Annotated in this window: 14 protein-coding genes; 12 read left to right on the top strand and 2 right to left on the bottom strand. The window is 52.4% G+C overall.

The window, feature by feature from the left end:
• Nucleotides 1-28 precede the first annotated feature (28 nt).
• From aceA to ACNA6I_RS16335, 9 genes are all read left to right on the top strand, one after another.
• Entirely contained in the window at nucleotides 29-1333 is a 1305-nt protein-coding gene (gene aceA, locus ACNA6I_RS16375) for an isocitrate lyase (protein ID WP_416313751.1), read from the top strand.
• Nucleotides 1334-1589: 256 nt separating this feature from the next.
• Nucleotides 1590-2624 carry an N-acetyl-gamma-glutamyl-phosphate reductase gene (argC, locus tag ACNA6I_RS16370; RefSeq protein WP_148797221.1) on the top strand — a complete coding sequence of 345 codons (1035 nt, stop codon included), beginning with the start codon at nucleotides 1590-1592 and terminating at the stop codon, nucleotides 2622-2624.
• Nucleotides 2625-2638: 14 nt separating this feature from the next.
• Complete coding sequence (argJ, locus tag ACNA6I_RS16365; protein WP_048007523.1) at nucleotides 2639-3868, top strand: bifunctional ornithine acetyltransferase/N-acetylglutamate synthase; 1230 nt, start codon at nucleotides 2639-2641, stop codon at nucleotides 3866-3868.
• The gene (gene argB, locus ACNA6I_RS16360; RefSeq protein WP_048014875.1) at nucleotides 3849-4640 is read left to right on the top strand and encodes an acetylglutamate kinase; all 792 of its coding nucleotides are present in this window, start codon (nucleotides 3849-3851) and stop codon (nucleotides 4638-4640) included. Before argJ ends, argB begins: the two co-directional genes overlap by 20 nt.
• Entirely contained in the window at nucleotides 4637-5785 is a 1149-nt protein-coding gene (locus ACNA6I_RS16355; RefSeq protein WP_048012150.1) for an acetylornithine transaminase, read from the top strand. Before argB ends, ACNA6I_RS16355 begins: the two co-directional genes overlap by 4 nt.
• Nucleotides 5786-5920: 135 nt before the next feature.
• Nucleotides 5921-6985 carry a carbamoyl phosphate synthase small subunit gene (locus tag ACNA6I_RS16350; RefSeq protein ID WP_048007526.1) on the top strand — a complete coding sequence of 355 codons (1065 nt, stop codon included), beginning with the start codon at nucleotides 5921-5923 and terminating at the stop codon, nucleotides 6983-6985.
• Complete coding sequence (locus ACNA6I_RS16345) at nucleotides 6978-10049, top strand: carbamoyl phosphate synthase large subunit (RefSeq protein WP_416313750.1); 3072 nt, start codon at nucleotides 6978-6980, stop codon at nucleotides 10047-10049. Before ACNA6I_RS16350 ends, ACNA6I_RS16345 begins: the two co-directional genes overlap by 8 nt.
• Nucleotides 10046-10993 carry an ornithine carbamoyltransferase gene (gene argF, locus ACNA6I_RS16340; protein ID WP_048012153.1) on the top strand — a complete coding sequence of 316 codons (948 nt, stop codon included), beginning with the start codon at nucleotides 10046-10048 and terminating at the stop codon, nucleotides 10991-10993. The genes ACNA6I_RS16345 and argF overlap by 4 nt, the downstream gene beginning before the upstream one ends.
• A gap of 223 nt (nucleotides 10994-11216) precedes the next feature.
• The gene (locus ACNA6I_RS16335) at nucleotides 11217-11657 is read left to right on the top strand and encodes a YueI family protein (protein WP_231578691.1); all 441 of its coding nucleotides are present in this window, start codon (nucleotides 11217-11219) and stop codon (nucleotides 11655-11657) included.
• Here the strand turns inward: ACNA6I_RS16335 and ACNA6I_RS16330 are convergent.
• Nucleotides 11638-12711, bottom strand: coding sequence for an AbrB family transcriptional regulator (locus ACNA6I_RS16330; protein ID WP_048007530.1), 1074 nt, complete (start codon nucleotides 12709-12711; stop codon nucleotides 11638-11640). The two genes, ACNA6I_RS16335 and ACNA6I_RS16330, sit on opposite strands and share 20 nt — an antisense overlap.
• A gap of 32 nt (nucleotides 12712-12743) precedes the next feature.
• On the bottom strand, nucleotides 12744-13100 hold the full coding sequence (locus ACNA6I_RS16325; RefSeq protein ID WP_048007531.1) for a cupin domain-containing protein: 357 nt from the start codon (nucleotides 13098-13100) through the stop codon (nucleotides 12744-12746).
• A gap of 215 nt (nucleotides 13101-13315) precedes the next feature.
• Between ACNA6I_RS16325 and gatC the strand changes: the two genes are divergently transcribed.
• From gatC to gatB, 3 genes are read left to right on the top strand one after another with little or no spacing between them, the layout of a single operon-like run.
• Nucleotides 13316-13606, top strand: a complete 291-nt coding sequence (gene gatC, locus ACNA6I_RS16320) for an Asp-tRNA(Asn)/Glu-tRNA(Gln) amidotransferase subunit GatC (protein WP_048012154.1) — start codon at nucleotides 13316-13318, stop codon at nucleotides 13604-13606.
• Between the two features lie 12 nt (nucleotides 13607-13618).
• Complete coding sequence (gene gatA / locus ACNA6I_RS16315; RefSeq protein WP_048007533.1) at nucleotides 13619-15079, top strand: Asp-tRNA(Asn)/Glu-tRNA(Gln) amidotransferase subunit GatA; 1461 nt, start codon at nucleotides 13619-13621, stop codon at nucleotides 15077-15079.
• 14 nt (nucleotides 15080-15093) lie between these two features.
• Complete coding sequence (gatB, locus tag ACNA6I_RS16310; RefSeq protein ID WP_048007534.1) at nucleotides 15094-16524, top strand: Asp-tRNA(Asn)/Glu-tRNA(Gln) amidotransferase subunit GatB; 1431 nt, start codon at nucleotides 15094-15096, stop codon at nucleotides 16522-16524.
• Nucleotides 16525-16698: the final 174 nt, after the last annotated feature.

Raw genomic sequence — 16698 nt, 5'->3', positions numbered from 1 at the left:
AACGAAATTCATATAACCATCCTAAGGGATGAAACAAAAAGGAGTGTTGGAAATGGTGAAGTCGATGAATGAGCGGGTAATGGAGCTTCAAGAAGGATGGGAGAGAGAAGAGCGGTGGAAAGGAGTCACGAGGCCCTACTCGGCTCAAGACGTGATCCGTTTGAAGGGGAGTATGGATATCGAGCATACGATCGCGAAGAAAGGGTCGGAGAAGCTTTGGAGGCTCCTTCATGAGGAATCCTATGTCCACGCCCTCGGGGCACTGACGGGCAATCAGGCTGTCCAGCAGGTGAGGGCGGGTCTGAAAGCCATTTATCTGAGCGGCTGGCAAGTGGCAGCAGATGCGAATCTATCAGGGCAGATGTATCCGGATCAAAGCCTCTACCCCGCCAATTCCGTTCCGTCGGTGGTCAAGCGGATCAACCAGGCCCTGCAGCGTGCCGATCAGATCCACTATGTAGAAGGAGATGAATCCATCGATTGGTTCGTACCGATTGTAGCGGATGCCGAAGCCGGATTCGGGGGGCAGCTGAACGTATTCGAACTGATGAAGGGCATGATCGAGTCGGGGGCTTCAGCCGTTCATTTCGAGGATCAGCTGTCATCTGAGAAGAAATGCGGCCATCTTGGCGGGAAGGTCCTTCTTCCGACCCAGACGTCTGTGAAGAATCTGATTTCTGCCAGGCTTGCCGCCGATGTATCAGGAGTCCCGACCATCATCATCGCGCGGACGGATGCCAATGCCGCCGATTTGATCACCAGTGATGTCGATCCGTATGATGCCCCGTTCATCACGGGTGAAAGGACGCCGGAAGGTTTCTTCAGGACCCGGTCGGGACTGGACCAGGCCATCAGCAGGGGACTCGCTTATGCCCCAATTGCCGATCTGATCTGGTGTGAAACGTCCGAACCGAACCTGGAAGAAGCAAGACGGTTTGCAGAAGCCATCCATGAGCAATACCCGGGAAAACTTTTGGCATACAACTGTTCCCCGTCCTTCAACTGGAAGAAGAAGCTGGACGATGAGACCATCGCCAAGTTCCAGAGGGAGCTCGGCGCCATGGGCTACAAATTCCAGTTCGTGACCCTCGCCGGCTTCCATGCGCTGAATCACAGCATGTTCGAGCTTGCCAGGGGATACAGGGATCGCGGGATGGCAGCCTACTCTGAACTCCAGGAAGCCGAATTCGGCAGCGAGGTGCATGGGTACTCAGCCACAAGGCATCAGAGGGAAGTCGGGACCGGGTACTTCGATGAAGTGTCCATGGTCATCACAGGCGGGAATTCTTCCACCACCGCCCTCAAAGGCTCCACTGAAGCAGCACAATTCTGATTCGACGGGAATCCGTCCGCACGCAGCGGACGGATTTTTTATGCATCAGGATGAATGATTATTCCGTCTGGTCATGTAAGGACGCATTGTGCAGATCAGGGGTAACGGACCAACGTCACCTATATTCAGGTAAAAAACGGGGACCAATTACCAAACTATTTAAATAAAATAATTATTTATAAATATACTATTGATTTTATTAATATACATACCTATAATTATACCTAATTTAAAAAATATGTGAGTGGTGAATGCAATGAAAGTTGGAATTGTCGGGAGCACGGGATATGGGGGCGTCGAGTTGTACCGGCTGCTGTCCAACCATCCGGAAGTCAGGGAGTCTGTCCTGTACTCGTCCTCCCTTGATGGAACACCTTATTCGGACCAATATCCCCATCTTTACGGGATCAGTGAACAACGTGTCCATCCGATCGATGAAGATGAAATGAAGGGCCTCGACGTGGTCTTCTTGGCGACGCCTTCCGGAATTTCAAAGAAGATGACACCCGGACTACTTGGTGGCCAGGCGAAGGTGATCGACCTTTCGGGAGATTTGCGACTGAAAGGACACGGAGCCTATGAAGACTGGTACCACGGCGAAGCGGCACCCGCTGAGATCCTTGAAAGGGCTGTGTATGGCCTGGCTGAGTGCAACGGCCGTGTGATCAGGTATGCCGAGTTGATTGCCAATCCCGGCTGCTTCCCAACCGCTGTACTCCTTGGCCTGTACCCACTGGCTGCTGCCGGGAAGATCAAACCGGGCAGTGTCATCATCGATGCTAAGACGGGACTCTCCGGTGCAGGGCGCAAAGCCTCTCTCTCTAGTCATTTCGCGGAAACCCATGAGAACTTCCGTATCTATAAAGTACATGAGCACCAGCATACACCGGAAATCGAACAGCAGCTTCACGAATGGGATCCCGATACGGGGCCGATCACTTTTTCCACCCATCTCGTGCCCATGACCAGGGGTATCATGGCGACGATCTATGTGGAACTGAAGGATCCTTCTTCCACTGAAGAGCTCCTCGCTTCCTACCGTGACGCTTACGATGACCATTCCTTTGTCCGGGTACGACCCAAAGGGGGGTTCCCAGGGACAAAAGAGGTGTTCGGGACCAACTATTGCGACATCGGCTTGTCCATGGACGAGCGGACGGGCCGCGTCACGATTGTATCTGTCATCGACAACCTGATGAAAGGTGCAGCCGGTCAGGCGGTCCAGAATATGAACATGATGTTCGGCTGGCATGAAACGACAGGGCTGCATCACTATCCAATTTATCCTTAAGAGGAGGAGAAACCATGAAAGTCAAAGAGAAAGAGGAGATTGTGAAGGTACAGGGAGGAACGATCCTTTCTCCCAAAGGCTATCAGGCCGGAGGACTTCATATCGGACTCCGTTATGCAAAAAAAGATTTCGGGGTCATTTACAGCGAAGTACCGGCGAACTGCGGGGCGGTCTATACCCAGAGTCACTTCCAGGCTCCTCCTCTCAAAGTCACCCAGGAAAGCATCGGGAAAAAAGGGCTTCTGCAAGCCATTGTCGTCAACAGCGCAATCGCCAATGCATGCACCGGCGAGCAGGGTTTGAAGGACGCCTATCAGACAAGGGAGTGGATGGCGGAGCGATTGCAGCTTCCTGAAGAATACATCGCTGTCGCATCCACCGGTGTAATCGGGGAATGGCTTCAGATGGATAAGATGGAGCGGGGGTGCAAGGAGGTCGAACTGACGGATTCACAGGAAGGAGCCGCTGCATTCCAGCAGGCGATCCTCACGACGGACACCATCGAAAAGACGTCATGCTACAGGGTGAAAGTCGGTGAAGAGACCATCACCATCGGGGGCTCTGCAAAAGGTTCAGGGATGATCCATCCGAATATGGCAACGATGCTCGGATTCGTCACAACGGACGCCTCCATCTCGACTCCTGCCCTGCAAGCCGCCCTGAAGACCTCCATCGACGGATCGTTCAATCAGATCACCGTAGACGGGGAGACGTCGACGAATGATATGGTGGTCGTGATGGCCAATGGACTGGCCGGGAATGAAGAACTTCACGAGCAGCACCCTGATTGGTCCTCTTTCCAAGAGGCGCTGACCCTTGTGTGTGAAGACCTTGCCAAACAGATCGCGCGCGATGGAGAGGGTGCCACGAAGCTGATCGAAGTGTCCGTCAAAGGGGCCCATACCGACGGTGAAGCCAATGTCGTAGCCAAAAAGGTCGTCGGTTCCAGCCTGGTGAAGACGGCTCTGTTCGGAGGGGATCCAAATTGGGGACGCATCGTAGGAGCCATGGGCCACAGCGACATCAAGATTCAGCCTGAGCTTTGCGATATCTTCATCGGCGAGACGCTCGTCTTCACCTCTGGAACACCCCAGGCATTCGATGAAGCACTGGTGAGCGAGTATATGAAAAATGAAAAAGTGTGCATCTCCATCATCCTTCAGGAAGGTAGCGGTGTAGGGAAGGCTTGGGGGTGTGATCTGACTTATGACTACGTCAAGATCAATGCAAGCTACCGGACATAAGGAAACGGTCGTCGTCAAAGTGGGGGGGAGCATCATGTCTCAGCTTCCATCATCCTTTATCGACAGCATCGCTACCATGGCTGAAGACTATCATGTGGTCATCGTCCATGGAGGCGGACCGGAAATCAACGGGATGCTCGAAAAGCTCGGCATCCGCTCCACCTTCATCAACGGTCAACGGAAGACGACGGATGAAGTGTTCGAGGTGGCAGAGCAGATGCTGAAAGGAAAAGTGAATGGTGATCTGACCCACCGCTTCAATCACTCCGGCGTAAAAGCCGTGGGTGTGTGCGGCTACGACAGCCGTCTCCTTCTTGCCGAATTCCTGAATGAGGGGGTCCTCGGACGGGTGGGGAAAGTGGTGAAGGTGCAGGCCGACCTTCTTGAGGATCTCCTTTCCCTTGGATACGTTCCCGTTGTCACCCCCTTGGCCGTCACATCCGACGGTGTGAAGGTGAACGTCAATGCCGATCTCGGCGCTTCGGCGATCGCAGCAGGTCTCGGGGCTGAACGGCTATTATTGGTCACGGACGTCCCGGGCATCCTGAAGGACGGCGATCTTATACGTGAAACCACAGTGGAGGGCATCCACTCCCTTGTGGAGGAAGGAACCATTTACGGCGGGATGATCCCGAAGGTCGAAGCGGCTGTTTCCACCCTTGATTCAGGCATGAAGGAAGTCATGATTGTCGGAGGGAAAGGGAGCCTCTACGAAGAAGGGAAGATTGTCGGGACGAAAATCATACAAGCAGGAGGAGTCAATCGATTATGAGTCATTTATTCCCCACGTATAATCGCTGGGAACTTGAACTGGTTTCAGGTAAAGGGACGGTCGTGAAGGACGGGGAAGGGCGCTCGTATCTCGACTTCATATCAGGCATAGCCGTATGCAATCTCGGGCACTCTCCCGAAGTGGTGAAAGAGGCGGTGAAGGAGCAGCTGGAGAAGGTGTGGCATGTATCCAATCTGTTCCCCATCACGGCCCAGGAAGAGGTCGGAGCCCTTCTGACGGAAAACACGGATCTTGACGCCGTATTCTTCTGCAACAGCGGTGCCGAAGCGAATGAAGCCGCCATCAAGCTGGCCAAGAAGCACACGGGTAGAACGAAGATCCTGACGTTCAAACAATCCTTCCATGGTCGGACGTTTGCCACGATGAGCGCCACCGGTCAGGAAAAGGTGCACAGCGGCTTTGGCCCCCTGGCACCTTCCTTTGACTATTTACCATATAACGACGAATCGGCCCTTGAAGGCATCAAGGGTGACGAGATAGCCGCCATCATGGTGGAAATCATCCAGGGCGAGGGGGGCGTGATTCCGGGTACATCCTCTTTTCTAAAAGCAGTCCAAGCGAAGTGCAGTGAATGGGGAGCGCTCCTCATCGTCGATGAAGTCCAAACCGGTATCGGCCGTACGGGTGCACCATTTGCATACCAGCATCATGATCTGGATCCTGACATCGTCACGGCGGCGAAGGGGCTTGGTAGCGGTTTTCCTGTCGGCGCCATGATCGGGAAGAAGGCCCTCACTGCTTCATTCTCACCTGGCACACACGGCTCCACGTTCGGTGGGAATCCCCTTGCAATGGCTGCAGCCAAAGCAACACTTGAGACGATCTTCGTCCCTTCTTTCTTACAGGAAGTGAAGGATAAGGGAGTTTACTTCATGAAGGAACTGAACGATAAGCTGTCCAATCATAACGTCTCCATCAGGGGGAACGGACTCATGATCGGGATCGGGCTTGAGTCGGAAGCAGGGGGCATCATCGCGGATCTCAGGGAGAACGGACTTCTGACGCTCCCGGCTGGTCCGAAGGTGATCCGACTCCTGCCGCCATTGACCGTCAGCCGGGATGAGATCGACCAAGCGGTAACAAAAGTAGAAGAAGCACTCGGCAAGGCAACGGCCGTGGTGTAAGGAGGGAGAGCCAGGTGACCGGCCGTACAGTCGGTCATCAGGCAGACCACCTTTGATTCTCGTTCTTTTTTTGATTATAAATGTATAAAAATACTTAATTACTAATATTAATTCATACACCAAGGAGGAAGTCCCATGCCGGGTTATCTATGTTTGGAAAATGGCCTCACCTTTCAGGGGGAGGTTCACATGAGCGGGAAGGGTCCCGCATTGGGAGAAATCGTATTTTTCACTGGAATGACAGGCTACCAGGAAGTATTGACCGATCCGTCGTATAAAGATCAGATTGTCGTCTTTACTTATCCCCTGATCGGCCAGTACGGGATCAACGATGATGATTCCGAAAGCATGAAGCCCCAGGTGAAGGGTGTGATCATGCTGCAGACGCCGGATGTGTATTCCCATTATCACGCCAACTCTTCCTTGAAGGAGTACCTCTTGAAGTGGGAAATTCCACATATGACGGGGGTCGATACCCGTCAGGTGGTCAAATCGATCCGACAGGGAGGCAGTCAGAATGCCTGTATATCCCATACACCTGTTATGCCATCGAAACAACATTTGACCGGTCAGATCGGACGGGTGGCCGCTCAGTCCCTGCAGCGCCAAGGAAGTGGGAATCCCCATATTGCGGTCATCGATTTCGGCGTGAAGAAGTCCATCGTCAACAGTTTACTTCAGTTGGACTGTTCCGTGACGGTGGTCCCTTTCCACCAGATCCATCAGCTTGATCATCTTGAGTACGACGGATTGGTCCTCTCCAACGGACCCGGGGATCCAAAGGAAATGACGGGGCTTTTGCCCGTGCTGAAGGAGAAGATCCTCGAGGTGCCGACCTTGGGCATTTGTCTCGGTCACCAGCTTATCGCCCTTGCCCTCGGCGGGAATACAGAGAAGCTCTTGTTCGGCCATCGGGGAGCGAATCACCCCGTGATCGATGGAGAGACGGGTAAAGTGTTCATCACTTCCCAGAATCATAACTATGTTGTTGAGCCGGCGAGCCTTGCCGGCACGGAGCTGTATCCTCGCTTCCGGAATGTGAATGATGGCTCCCTTGAGGGGCTTCAGCACAGGACCAAGCCGATCGTGAGCGTCCAGTTCCATCCGGAAGCCCGTCCAGGCCCGGAAGATGCAGCTTGGATATTCGAACAGTTCCATCAATCCATTACAAAGTCAGGGAGAGAGAAAATCTATGCCTAAAGAGCCAACACTAAAGAAGATCCTCATCATCGGTTCAGGCCCCATCATTATCGGCCAAGCGGCGGAATTCGATTATTCCGGGACGCAGGGGTGCCTGGCCCTGAAAGAAGAAGGCTATGAAGTCGTCCTTGTGAACCATAACCCTGCAACGATCATGACGGATACGACGTATGCAGATAAGGTGTACTGTGAGCCGCTCACGGTCCCGTCCCTTACGAAGATCATCGAACTCGAGAAGCCTGACGGGATCCTTGCGAACCTTGGAGGGCAGACGGCATTGAACCTGGCTGTCCAGCTCCATGAACAAGGCATTCTCGATGGTCATGGCGTCAAGCTGCTTGGTACATCGGTTCCTTCGATCCAAAAAGGGGAAGACCGTGAGAAATTCCGTGATCTGATGAATGAACTGGCGCACCCCGTTGCGGAAAGTGCCATCGTCGAAGATCTGGAAGGGGCCCTTGCATTCGCAGAGACCGTTTCCTATCCGGTCATCGTCCGTCCGGCGTATACACTCGGGGGACGCGGTGGCGGTATTGCAGCGACCGAGGAAGAATACCGAAAGCTTGTCGGGACGGGATTGAAGGCGAGCCCCATCCATCAACTCCTCGTGGAGAAGAGCATTGCAGGCTTCAAGGAAATCGAGTATGAGGTCATGAGAGATTCGAAAGGAAACTGTATATCGGTGTGCAATATGGAAAACTTCGATCCAGTGGGTGTCCATACGGGGGATTCCATCGTGGTGGCCCCGTCGCAGACCTTGACCGATCAGGAATTCCATATGCTGAGGACGGCAGCCCTCGATATCGTCGATGCACTCGAAGTGATCGGTGGGTGCAATATACAGTTTGCTTTAGACCCTTACAGCAGCCAATACTATGTGATCGAAGTGAACCCGCGGGTAAGCAGGTCTTCGGCCCTCGCATCAAAAGCGACCGGGTACCCGATTGCAAAGATCGCCGTGAAGCTTGCCGTAGGCTATACGCTTAATGAAATCATCAATCCCCTCACCCGGACGACCTTCGCAAGTTTCGAACCGGCCCTCGACTACGTGGTCGTGAAGTTCCCGAGGTGGCCGTTCGATAAATTCCCGGAAGCCAACCGCGTCCTGGGGACGAAGATGAAGGCGACGGGGGAAGTGATGGCCATCGAGCGCTCCATGGAGGCGGCCTTCCATAAGGCTGTACAATCCCTGGATATATCTTCTCAAGGGCTTGAATTCAAAGGAGAGGTGACGGACGGAGAGTTGCTCCAGAGGATCGGCGTGGCGACGGATCTCCGATTCTTCGAACTACTTGAGCTGATGAGGAGAGGGTATTCCGTGTCGGAGCTGCATGAGAAGACGGAGATTGATTCCCTTTTCCTTGGCGTACTTCAGCATCTGGTGGAAACCGAAAGCAGCCTGAAGAACGGCAATCTGGACGAACACCTTTATAGGCAGGCCAAAGAGCAGCGGTTTGAAGATGATAAAATCTTGGCCTTGTCGGGGAAAAGTCCCGAATTGGTTGCATCATGGAAGGAAGATCTCAAACCGGTCTTCAAGATGGTGGATACATGTGCCGGTGAATTCGAAGCTGTCACGAACTACGTGTACTCGACCTACTATGGTGAAAATGAAATCGAACCCCTGGAAGGGGATAAAAAGGTGTTGATCATCGGAGCCGGACCGATCAGGATCGGGCAAGGCGTTGAATTTGATTACAGCGCCGTCAAGGCCATACAGCGCCTGAAGGAACACGGATATACGACCATCACGGTCAATAACAATCCGGAAACGGTCAGTACGGACTATGAAACGGCTGATCGCCTGTACTTTGAGCCGATCACGAAGGAATCCATCCTGGCCATCATTGCCCATGAGTCCATCGATGCCGTCATCGTCCAGTTCGGGGGCCAGACTGCATTGAATCTTGCACGGGATCTTGAAGAACACGGAGTGGAGCTTCTCGGCACATCGTTTGATACCATCGATCATCTTGAAGACCGCGAACGCTTCTACGATCTTCTCGACCAACTGGATATCCCTCATGTGAAGGGCGATATCTGCCATAGCAGAAGCGAAGCCATCCAAGTGGCGAAGACCCTCACGTATCCGCTCCTGTGCCGCCCTTCTTATGTAATAGGCGGAAAAGGGATGGTCAAAGTGGAGACAGCAGGGGAGCTGAAGGAACTGTTGGAAGAAGCGGAGGCATCCTACTTCCCGATCCTGATCGATGAGTTTAAAGCAGGTGGGGAAGTCGAGGTGGACCTGGTAGCGGACGGAAAAAAAGCCTACATACCAGGCGTCATGGAGCATATTGAACGGGCAGGGGTCCATTCCGGCGACAGTATGTCCATCTTCCCTTCAGAGTCGGTCCCGGAGCACATCGTGGCAAGGATCGGCGAATACGCCGATAGCCTCATCTCGGCCCTTGGTTATAAAGGACTCATGAATATCCAGTTCCTTCTGAAAGATGACGAGCTCCTCATGCTCGAGGTGAACCCGCGGGCGAGCCGGACGATCCCGATCGTAAGCAAGATCATCGGCTATCCACTCGTCGACATGGCCATTGATCTCCTTGCCGATCCGTCAGCGGAGCTAGAGGCATTCGATTTACCAACCGTTCAGGATGTAAACGTCAAAGGGGTGAAGTATCCTGTCTTCTCTTCCCATGCACTACCCGAACTGGATCAGACTCTGGGAGCCAATATGAAGTCGACTGGAGAAGGGCTTTGTATCGGGCGTACAGTTGAGGAGGCACTGCATAAAGTGTTCGTCACCCTTCATGATGAAATGGAGGCAGGGGGGACGATCTTTGTAGATGCGAAGGACAGTGATCTTGTGAAGCATGGGACCTCTAGAACAGCCGGATTTGAAAGCTGGGTGAAGTCCGACGGGGCAGCCCTTTACTATAATGACGAACGCTCAGAAGAAGGCAAGGCGAAAAGGATTGAAGCTCTGGAGGCCGGGATCACCGTGATCACGGAGCCAGCCACCCTCCTCGCGTTCATCAGGAGTCAGGGGGCAGGCGGGGCACCGATCCGTTTGACCGAATACAAAATCAAGCAGGGAGTGAACGGAGTATGAAATCAAGTACAGCATTAAAAAGTGTGGGAAATGCGTTCAAGGGGCGTGATGTGGTAACCTGGCTCGATTACTCGACGGATGAAATCCTCGAGCTGCTGGATCTTGCCCAAAGCCTGAAGAAACAGCCTCATTCCAAGAAGCTGGAAGGGAAGACCCTCGCCATGATCTTCGAGAAATCGTCAACCCGTACAAGGGTCTCGTTCGAAGCCGGCATGCTCCAAATGGGAGGGCATGCCATCTACTTGAACTCGAAAGATATCCAGCTTGGAAGGGGGGAGACCATCGCCGATACGGCAAAGGTGTTATCCTCCTATGTAGACGGGATCATGATCAGGACCTTCCACACCGAAACGGTCACCGAGCTTGCAAAGCATGCTACCGTCCCTGTCATCAACGGTCTGTGTGACACCTATCATCCATGCCAGGCCTTGGCAGACGTCCTGACGATCCTTGAATTGAAAGGAAGCTTCAAGGGGGTCAAGGCTGTGTTCATCGGGGATGGCAACAATGTCGCCCACTCGTTCATGATCCTTGCGGCAAAGCTTGGGATGGACGTCGTCGTCTCCTGTCCGGAAGGGTATGAGCCTGTAAAGGAAATCCAGGAGCAGACGCTGCAGCTGGCCAAGCTGAACGGGGGGAGCTATACGCTGCATTATGACCCCATGGAGGCCGTATCCGGTGCGGACATCGTCTATACGGATGTATGGGCGAGCATGGGGCAGGAAGAGGAGACGGAAACCCGCATGGAAGCATTTGCGCCGTATCAAGTGAATGCCGGTCTCATGAGCCAGGCAGCACCAGACGCCAGCTTCCTTCATTGCCTGCCGGCCCATCGTGAGGAAGAGGTCACCGCAGAGGTCATTGATGGACCGCAATCGGCTGTCTTCCAGCAGGCTGAAAACCGCCTCCATGTTCAGAAGGCCATCCTCCAATCCGTCCTATAACGGTGCGGGTTGAAGCGACTTTCAAAAAGTGTAAAAAACGTATTGAAAAACAGTACTTTATCGGATAAAATGAATCGTCGTGATAGGAAAAGGTTCGCTCCCTAAAAGGAAGCGGGCCTTTTCCTTTGAACAAAAAGGAAGCAATCAAGGATTATCATGCATACACATGGGAACATAGAGTGTAGGAAAGCCTATGATTGATTACGTTTGGAGGTGCCTGGTTTTGAGTAAACCGACAATGGATGATTATTTAGAAAATGGAATATATGGGCAGAAGCAGACGAAGCCCGATGAAAGAAGGAAGTTTTTAGGGTCGCTGCGCGAGCGTGTTGTCGTGGCTCTTACGCAGAGTCAGGTAAGGGAAAAGGGCGTCTATAAGGAAGTGCAGGAAGCCCTTAAGGAGAACCCTGAGGCCAGGCTCCTTCTGAACGGTTCAATGAGCTATACCTTCCTCTCAAAATACATCAAACTTGCCGATACATTCAACATCTCCTTCTCCATGGTGACGAATATGGAGACCGAGACGGATGTTGGGCTTGTATTGGCCTACAATGAAGCCATCGACAAAGAAGAGATATTTGTACAGGAAAAGTCATTGAAGAAGAAGGAAGAAGTCAAAAAGAAGAAGAGCATCCTCTCTTCGATCAAGAAGATGCTCTTCTAGGGTTGTCAGGTTCCTTGAAATATGGAAGCTTGAAGATCGCCTTCAGCACGGGCGGCATGAGGAACAGGATGAACAGGATCCTGAACAGATGGTAACCGGTGATGATGGATAGATCGGCTCCGACTGCGTGACCCAGCAGGGCCATCTCTGCCATGCCCCCCGGTGAAAGGCTGATGAAGGCCGTCATGAAGGAGATATGATGCCAGCTGCTGAGCAGGAAGCTGAGCCCGATGGAAAAGGCGAGCAGACCGATCGAGGTGACGACCGACCAAAGGATGAAGGCCGTCAACTGCCTTGAAGGAGAGATATCCAGCATGAAGCTGAAGTAGATCCCAAGGGAAAGCTGGGCCAGGATGATGAACACTCCGGGCATATCCGGCACCCCCGCTCCTCCGATCATGCACCCTCCGATCACCAGGATCGGGCCGAGGAGGAAGGGAGTAGGAAAGCGGATCTTCTTCGCAAAAAGCCCCGTGATGACAGCCACTGCGAAAAAGAGCAACAGTTCCCAACGGAACGACGCCGGATCTGTCGGCGGGACCCCTGACGTATTCGCTGCCTCGCCTCCGAGCAAGGGGCTGAATACGAGAAAGGGGACGATACATACGACACTGAGGACCCTTACAACCTGAAGGATCGTCACCACCGTCAGGTTCACATTTTTCATTTCCTCCCCGAGGACCACCATTTGGGACAACCCTCCCGGCACACTCCCCGTTATGGTGGAGGCCAGGTTGATTCCCGTCGTCTTGGTGATGATGAATGCGAGACCCATGCTGAACACGATGATGAAGATGGTCATCAACAGCATGGTGGGGAGCTGCGTGAAGATTTCCACCACGGTCCGTTTACTGAAGGAATGACCGATGGAATATCCGACGATGACGAGGGCCAGATTCCTCAGCAGAGGTGGCCATTTCAGGTCGAACCTTCCCCATTTTTTCACGATGAACATGGAAACCATGGCCCCGAGCATCCACGATAACGGGATATGGAGAAGAGTGAATAAGCCGCCGCCAAGGAAGCCGACGATCAGTGATGCAAGTATTCGCATAAAGCAGGATCCTTTCTTGATTAATCCCCCGGTTAAAAGGAAGACAGGAAGCGCTGAGGGTCCAAGTCCGAACCTTCCGCGACGATGGCGGTCATGCCCGTTTCAGACCCTGATTCATGCTCTTCGCCTTTGCTCCAATACACAGCCATTCCGGCCTTTACCGGAAGCTTTTCTCCGTCCTTCACCCTTACCCATCCATTGCCGGACGTGATCATAAGCACTTGGTCGCACATGGCCGGATGCATTCCGATGACGCTTTTTTCCTCAAGGTAAAAATATCCGATCTGGAAAGGTGAATCGGGCTTCAAAAGGGGGTGGATCGTCACCCCGCTGCTGTTGAACCGGGTTATGGTTTTACCGGATTCTTTATTGAACTCATATATTTTCATAGCATACACCTCCTCCACTATTTCGTCCAATCGCCGATGGAATCCTCTTTTCTTCGACAGGATGGATCGTTGAGGTTTTTTTGTAACCGAGGAAATGCTTGGTTAAACAGCTGTCTAAGCGTTATCAAGCCTAGACTTGTAGTTGCTTTCACAAAGTGAACTTTGGTATTATCAATAGTATTGCAAGTGTTCGAAATTACCCGGAGGTGAACAGAATGTCCAGAATTTCCGAAGAGCAGGTGAAGCACGTTGCCCACCTGGCACGACTGGCCATCACAGAAGATGAAGTAAAACGATTCACAGGTCAACTAGACGCCATCATCGGCTTCGCTGAGCAGTTGAACGAGCTGGATACGTCCAGTGTCTACGCGACAAGCCATGTACTGGATATGAAGAATGTCATGCGCGAGGACAAGCCGGTCGACGGTCTGCCACGCGAAGACGTATTGAAGAATGCACCGGATCACAAAGACGGACAGGTACGCGTACCATCGATCTTGGATTAAGGAGGGATACACATGTCATTATTCGACCATAAATTATCAGAACTTCACGAACTTCTTCATAAGAAGGAAGTATCGGTAACGGATCTCGTAAGCGAATCTTACAAGCGTATCGGCGATGTAGAAGATAAAGTAAAGGCATTCCTCACATTGGATGAAGAGAATGCACGGAATAAAGCAAAAGCCCTTGATGAAAAGCTCGGCACAGATGAAAGCAAAGGCCTTCTATTCGGTATGCCGATCGGAATCAAGGATAACATCGTCACGAAAGGCCTTCGTACGACATCGGGAAGTAAGATCCTTGAGAACTTCGATCCAATCTATGATGCGACTGTCATCAATAAACTACATACAGCCGAAACCATCACGATCGGGAAACTGAATATGGATGAGTTCGCCATGGGTTCTTCCACTGAAAACTCAGGCTACCAAAAGACAAGCAACCCTTGGAATCTTGACACGGTACCAGGCGGTTCTTCAGGTGGATCCGCTGCGTCTGTTGCTGCAGGCGAAGTGCCATTCTCCCTTGGTTCCGACACAGGTGGATCGATCCGCCAGCCTGCAGCTTTCACAGGTACAGTCGGGTTGAAACCGACATATGGCCGCGTGTCCCGTTTCGGACTGATCGCGTTCGCTTCGTCCCTTGACCAGATCGGACCGATCACAAGGAACGTAGAGGACAATGCGTATCTCCTTCAGGCGATTGCGGGCGTGGATGCCAATGACTCTACATCTGCAAACGTCGAAGTACCTAATTATGCAGCTGCCCTCACAGGGGACGTGAAAGGCCTGAAGATCGCCGTTCCGAAAGAATACCTAGGAGAAGGCGTTGGCGAAGAAGCGCGTCAGGCGGTTCTTGCTTCCTTGAAGGTCCTAGAAGGACTTGGAGCATCGTGGGAAGAAGTATCCCTTCCGCATTCAAAATACGGTGTGGCAACCTACTATCTTCTTGCATCATCTGAAGCATCTGCGAACCTTGCCCGCTTCGACGGAGTGCGCTACGGCTATCGCTCACCGAATGCAGAGAATCTCCTAGACCTTTACAAGAAAACCCGTGCTGAAGGCTTCGGGGACGAAGTGAAGAGAAGGATCATGCTCGGAACATTCGCCCTCAGCTCCGGTTACTATGATGCATATTACAAAAAAGCACAGCAGGCGCGTACGCTGATCAAGAAAGATTTCGAAGATGTATTCGAGAAATTCGACGTCATCCTTGGGCCTACGACACCGACACCTGCATTCAAAATCGGTGAGAAGATCGACGATCCACTCACCATGTATGCCAACGATATCCTGACGATTCCCGTGAACCTTGCTGGAGTGCCAGGGATTTCTGTCCCATGCGGCTTCTCTTCAACAGGTCTTCCGCTCGGTCTTCAGATCATCGGAAAGCATTTCGACGAAAGCACCATTTATCGCGTTGCCCATGCATTCGAACAGGCAACGGACTTCCATAAAAAAAGACCACAACTGTAAGGGGGGAATAGAAGATGAACTTTGAAACGATAATCGGACTTGAAGTCCACGTAGAATTGAAGACGGACAGTAAAATGTTCTCTCCGGCTCCGAACCATTTCGGTGCCGATCCGAATACGAATACGAATGTCATCGACCTTGGCTACCCGGGTGTCCTTCCCGTGGTCAATAAGCGCGCAATCGAATTCGGCATGAAGGCCGCCATGGCCCTCAACTGTGAAATCGCCACGGATACGAAGTTCGACCGAAAGAACTACTTCTATCCTGATAATCCGAAAGCCTACCAGATCTCCCAGTTCGACAAGCCGATCGGTGAAAACGGCTGGATCGAAATCGAAGTGAACGGCGAGAAGAAGCGCATCGGTATCACCCGACTTCACCTTGAAGAAGATGCCGGTAAACTGACTCACTCAGGAGACGGGTATTCACTTGTCGACTACAACCGTCAGGGTACGCCCCTTATCGAGATCGTATCAGAGCCGGATATCCGTACACCGGAAGAGGCCTATGCCTATCTTGAAAAGCTGAAATCCATCATCCAATACACCGGTGTTTCCGACTGTAAGATGGAAGAAGGATCCCTCCGCTGCGATGCGAACATCTCCCTCCGTCCGATCGGTCAGGAGAAATTCGGTACAAAAGCAGAGCTTAAGAACCTGAACTCATTCAACTTCGTCAAGAAGGGTCTTGAGCATGAAGTAGTTCGCCAGGAGAAAGTCCTCCTTTCAGGAGGCATCATCGAGCAGGAGACGCGCCGATTCGATGAATCGACGGGTAAAACCCTCCTCATGCGTGTCAAGGAAGGATCGGATGACTATCGTTACTTCCCGGAACCGGATCTATTGAACCTTCATATCGACCAAGAGTGGATGGACCGCATCCGCGCCGAGATCCCTGAGCTTCCAGACGCACGTAAGAAGCGCTACGTGGAAGACATGGGACTGCCGGCATACGATGCCATGGTGTTGACGCTCACGAAGGAAATGTCCGACTTCTTCGAAGCGACTGTCGCCAAGGGTGCAGACTCGAAGCAGGCGTCCAACTGGCTCATGGGTGAGGTTTCTGCTTACCTGAATGCCCAGCAAAAAGAGCTCAGCGATATCGCTCTGACACCTGAAGGTCTTGCTGGAATGATCAGCTTGATCGAGAAGGGGACGATTTCTTCCAAGATCGCGAAGAAAGTGTTCAAGGAGCTTGTGGAAAACGGTGGAGATCCAGAAGTGATCGTGAAGGAGAAGGGACTTGTCCAAATCTCCGATGAGGGTGCCCTCCTCAAGATCGTGACGGAAACACTGGATGCGAATCCACAGTCCATCGAGGACTTCAAGAACGGTAAGGATCGTGCGATTGGATTCCTTGTCGGCCAGATCATGAAGGCGACAAAGGGTCAGGCGAATCCGCCGATGGTCAATAAGCTTCTCTTGCAGGAGATCAAGAAACGCTAACCGATTCATATGCTAGTAGACATATCCGAACGACTGGCTGTCCTCTTATTGGGGATGGTGGTCGTTCGGATTTTTTTGTGGTGGAGTTTGTATTTCCGATTCTTTATAAGTAAGTGGTAGAATATGGTCCGTTCCTTTTCGCTGCAGGCGCTTGCTTTCCGCGGGGAGGAGATC

This window comes from Rossellomorea sp. FS2 (assembly GCF_047915635.1).
Lineage (GTDB): Bacteria > Bacillota > Bacilli > Bacillales > Bacillaceae_B > Rossellomorea > Rossellomorea marisflavi_A.
Note: the sequence above shows the minus strand (reverse complement) of the source record. Positions and strands in the feature narration are given on the sequence as shown.

Bases quoted from the DNA above. Each gene is read 5' to 3' on its own strand.
- argF (WP_048012153.1), top strand. From the start codon at position 10,046: ATGAAATCAAGTACAGCATTAAAAAGTGTGGGAAATGCGTTCAAGGGG.
- ACNA6I_RS16325 (WP_048007531.1), bottom strand. From the start codon at position 13,100: ATGAAAATATATGAGTTCAATAAAGAATCCGGTAAAACCATAACCCGG.
- argC (WP_148797221.1), top strand. From the start codon at position 1,590: ATGAAAGTTGGAATTGTCGGGAGCACGGGATATGGGGGCGTCGAGTTG.
- argJ (WP_048007523.1), top strand. From the start codon at position 2,639: ATGAAAGTCAAAGAGAAAGAGGAGATTGTGAAGGTACAGGGAGGAACG.
- aceA (WP_416313751.1), top strand. From the start codon at position 29: ATGAAACAAAAAGGAGTGTTGGAAATGGTGAAGTCGATGAATGAGCGG.
- ACNA6I_RS16345 (WP_416313750.1), top strand. From the start codon at position 6,978: ATGCCTAAAGAGCCAACACTAAAGAAGATCCTCATCATCGGTTCAGGC.
- gatC (WP_048012154.1), top strand. From the start codon at position 13,316: ATGTCCAGAATTTCCGAAGAGCAGGTGAAGCACGTTGCCCACCTGGCA.
- gatB (WP_048007534.1), top strand. From the start codon at position 15,094: ATGAACTTTGAAACGATAATCGGACTTGAAGTCCACGTAGAATTGAAG.
- ACNA6I_RS16355 (WP_048012150.1), top strand. From the start codon at position 4,637: ATGAGTCATTTATTCCCCACGTATAATCGCTGGGAACTTGAACTGGTT.
- gatA (WP_048007533.1), top strand. From the start codon at position 13,619: ATGTCATTATTCGACCATAAATTATCAGAACTTCACGAACTTCTTCAT.
- ACNA6I_RS16350 (WP_048007526.1), top strand. From the start codon at position 5,921: ATGCCGGGTTATCTATGTTTGGAAAATGGCCTCACCTTTCAGGGGGAG.
- argB (WP_048014875.1), top strand. From the start codon at position 3,849: ATGCAAGCTACCGGACATAAGGAAACGGTCGTCGTCAAAGTGGGGGGG.
- ACNA6I_RS16330 (WP_048007530.1), bottom strand. From the start codon at position 12,711: ATGCGAATACTTGCATCACTGATCGTCGGCTTCCTTGGCGGCGGCTTA.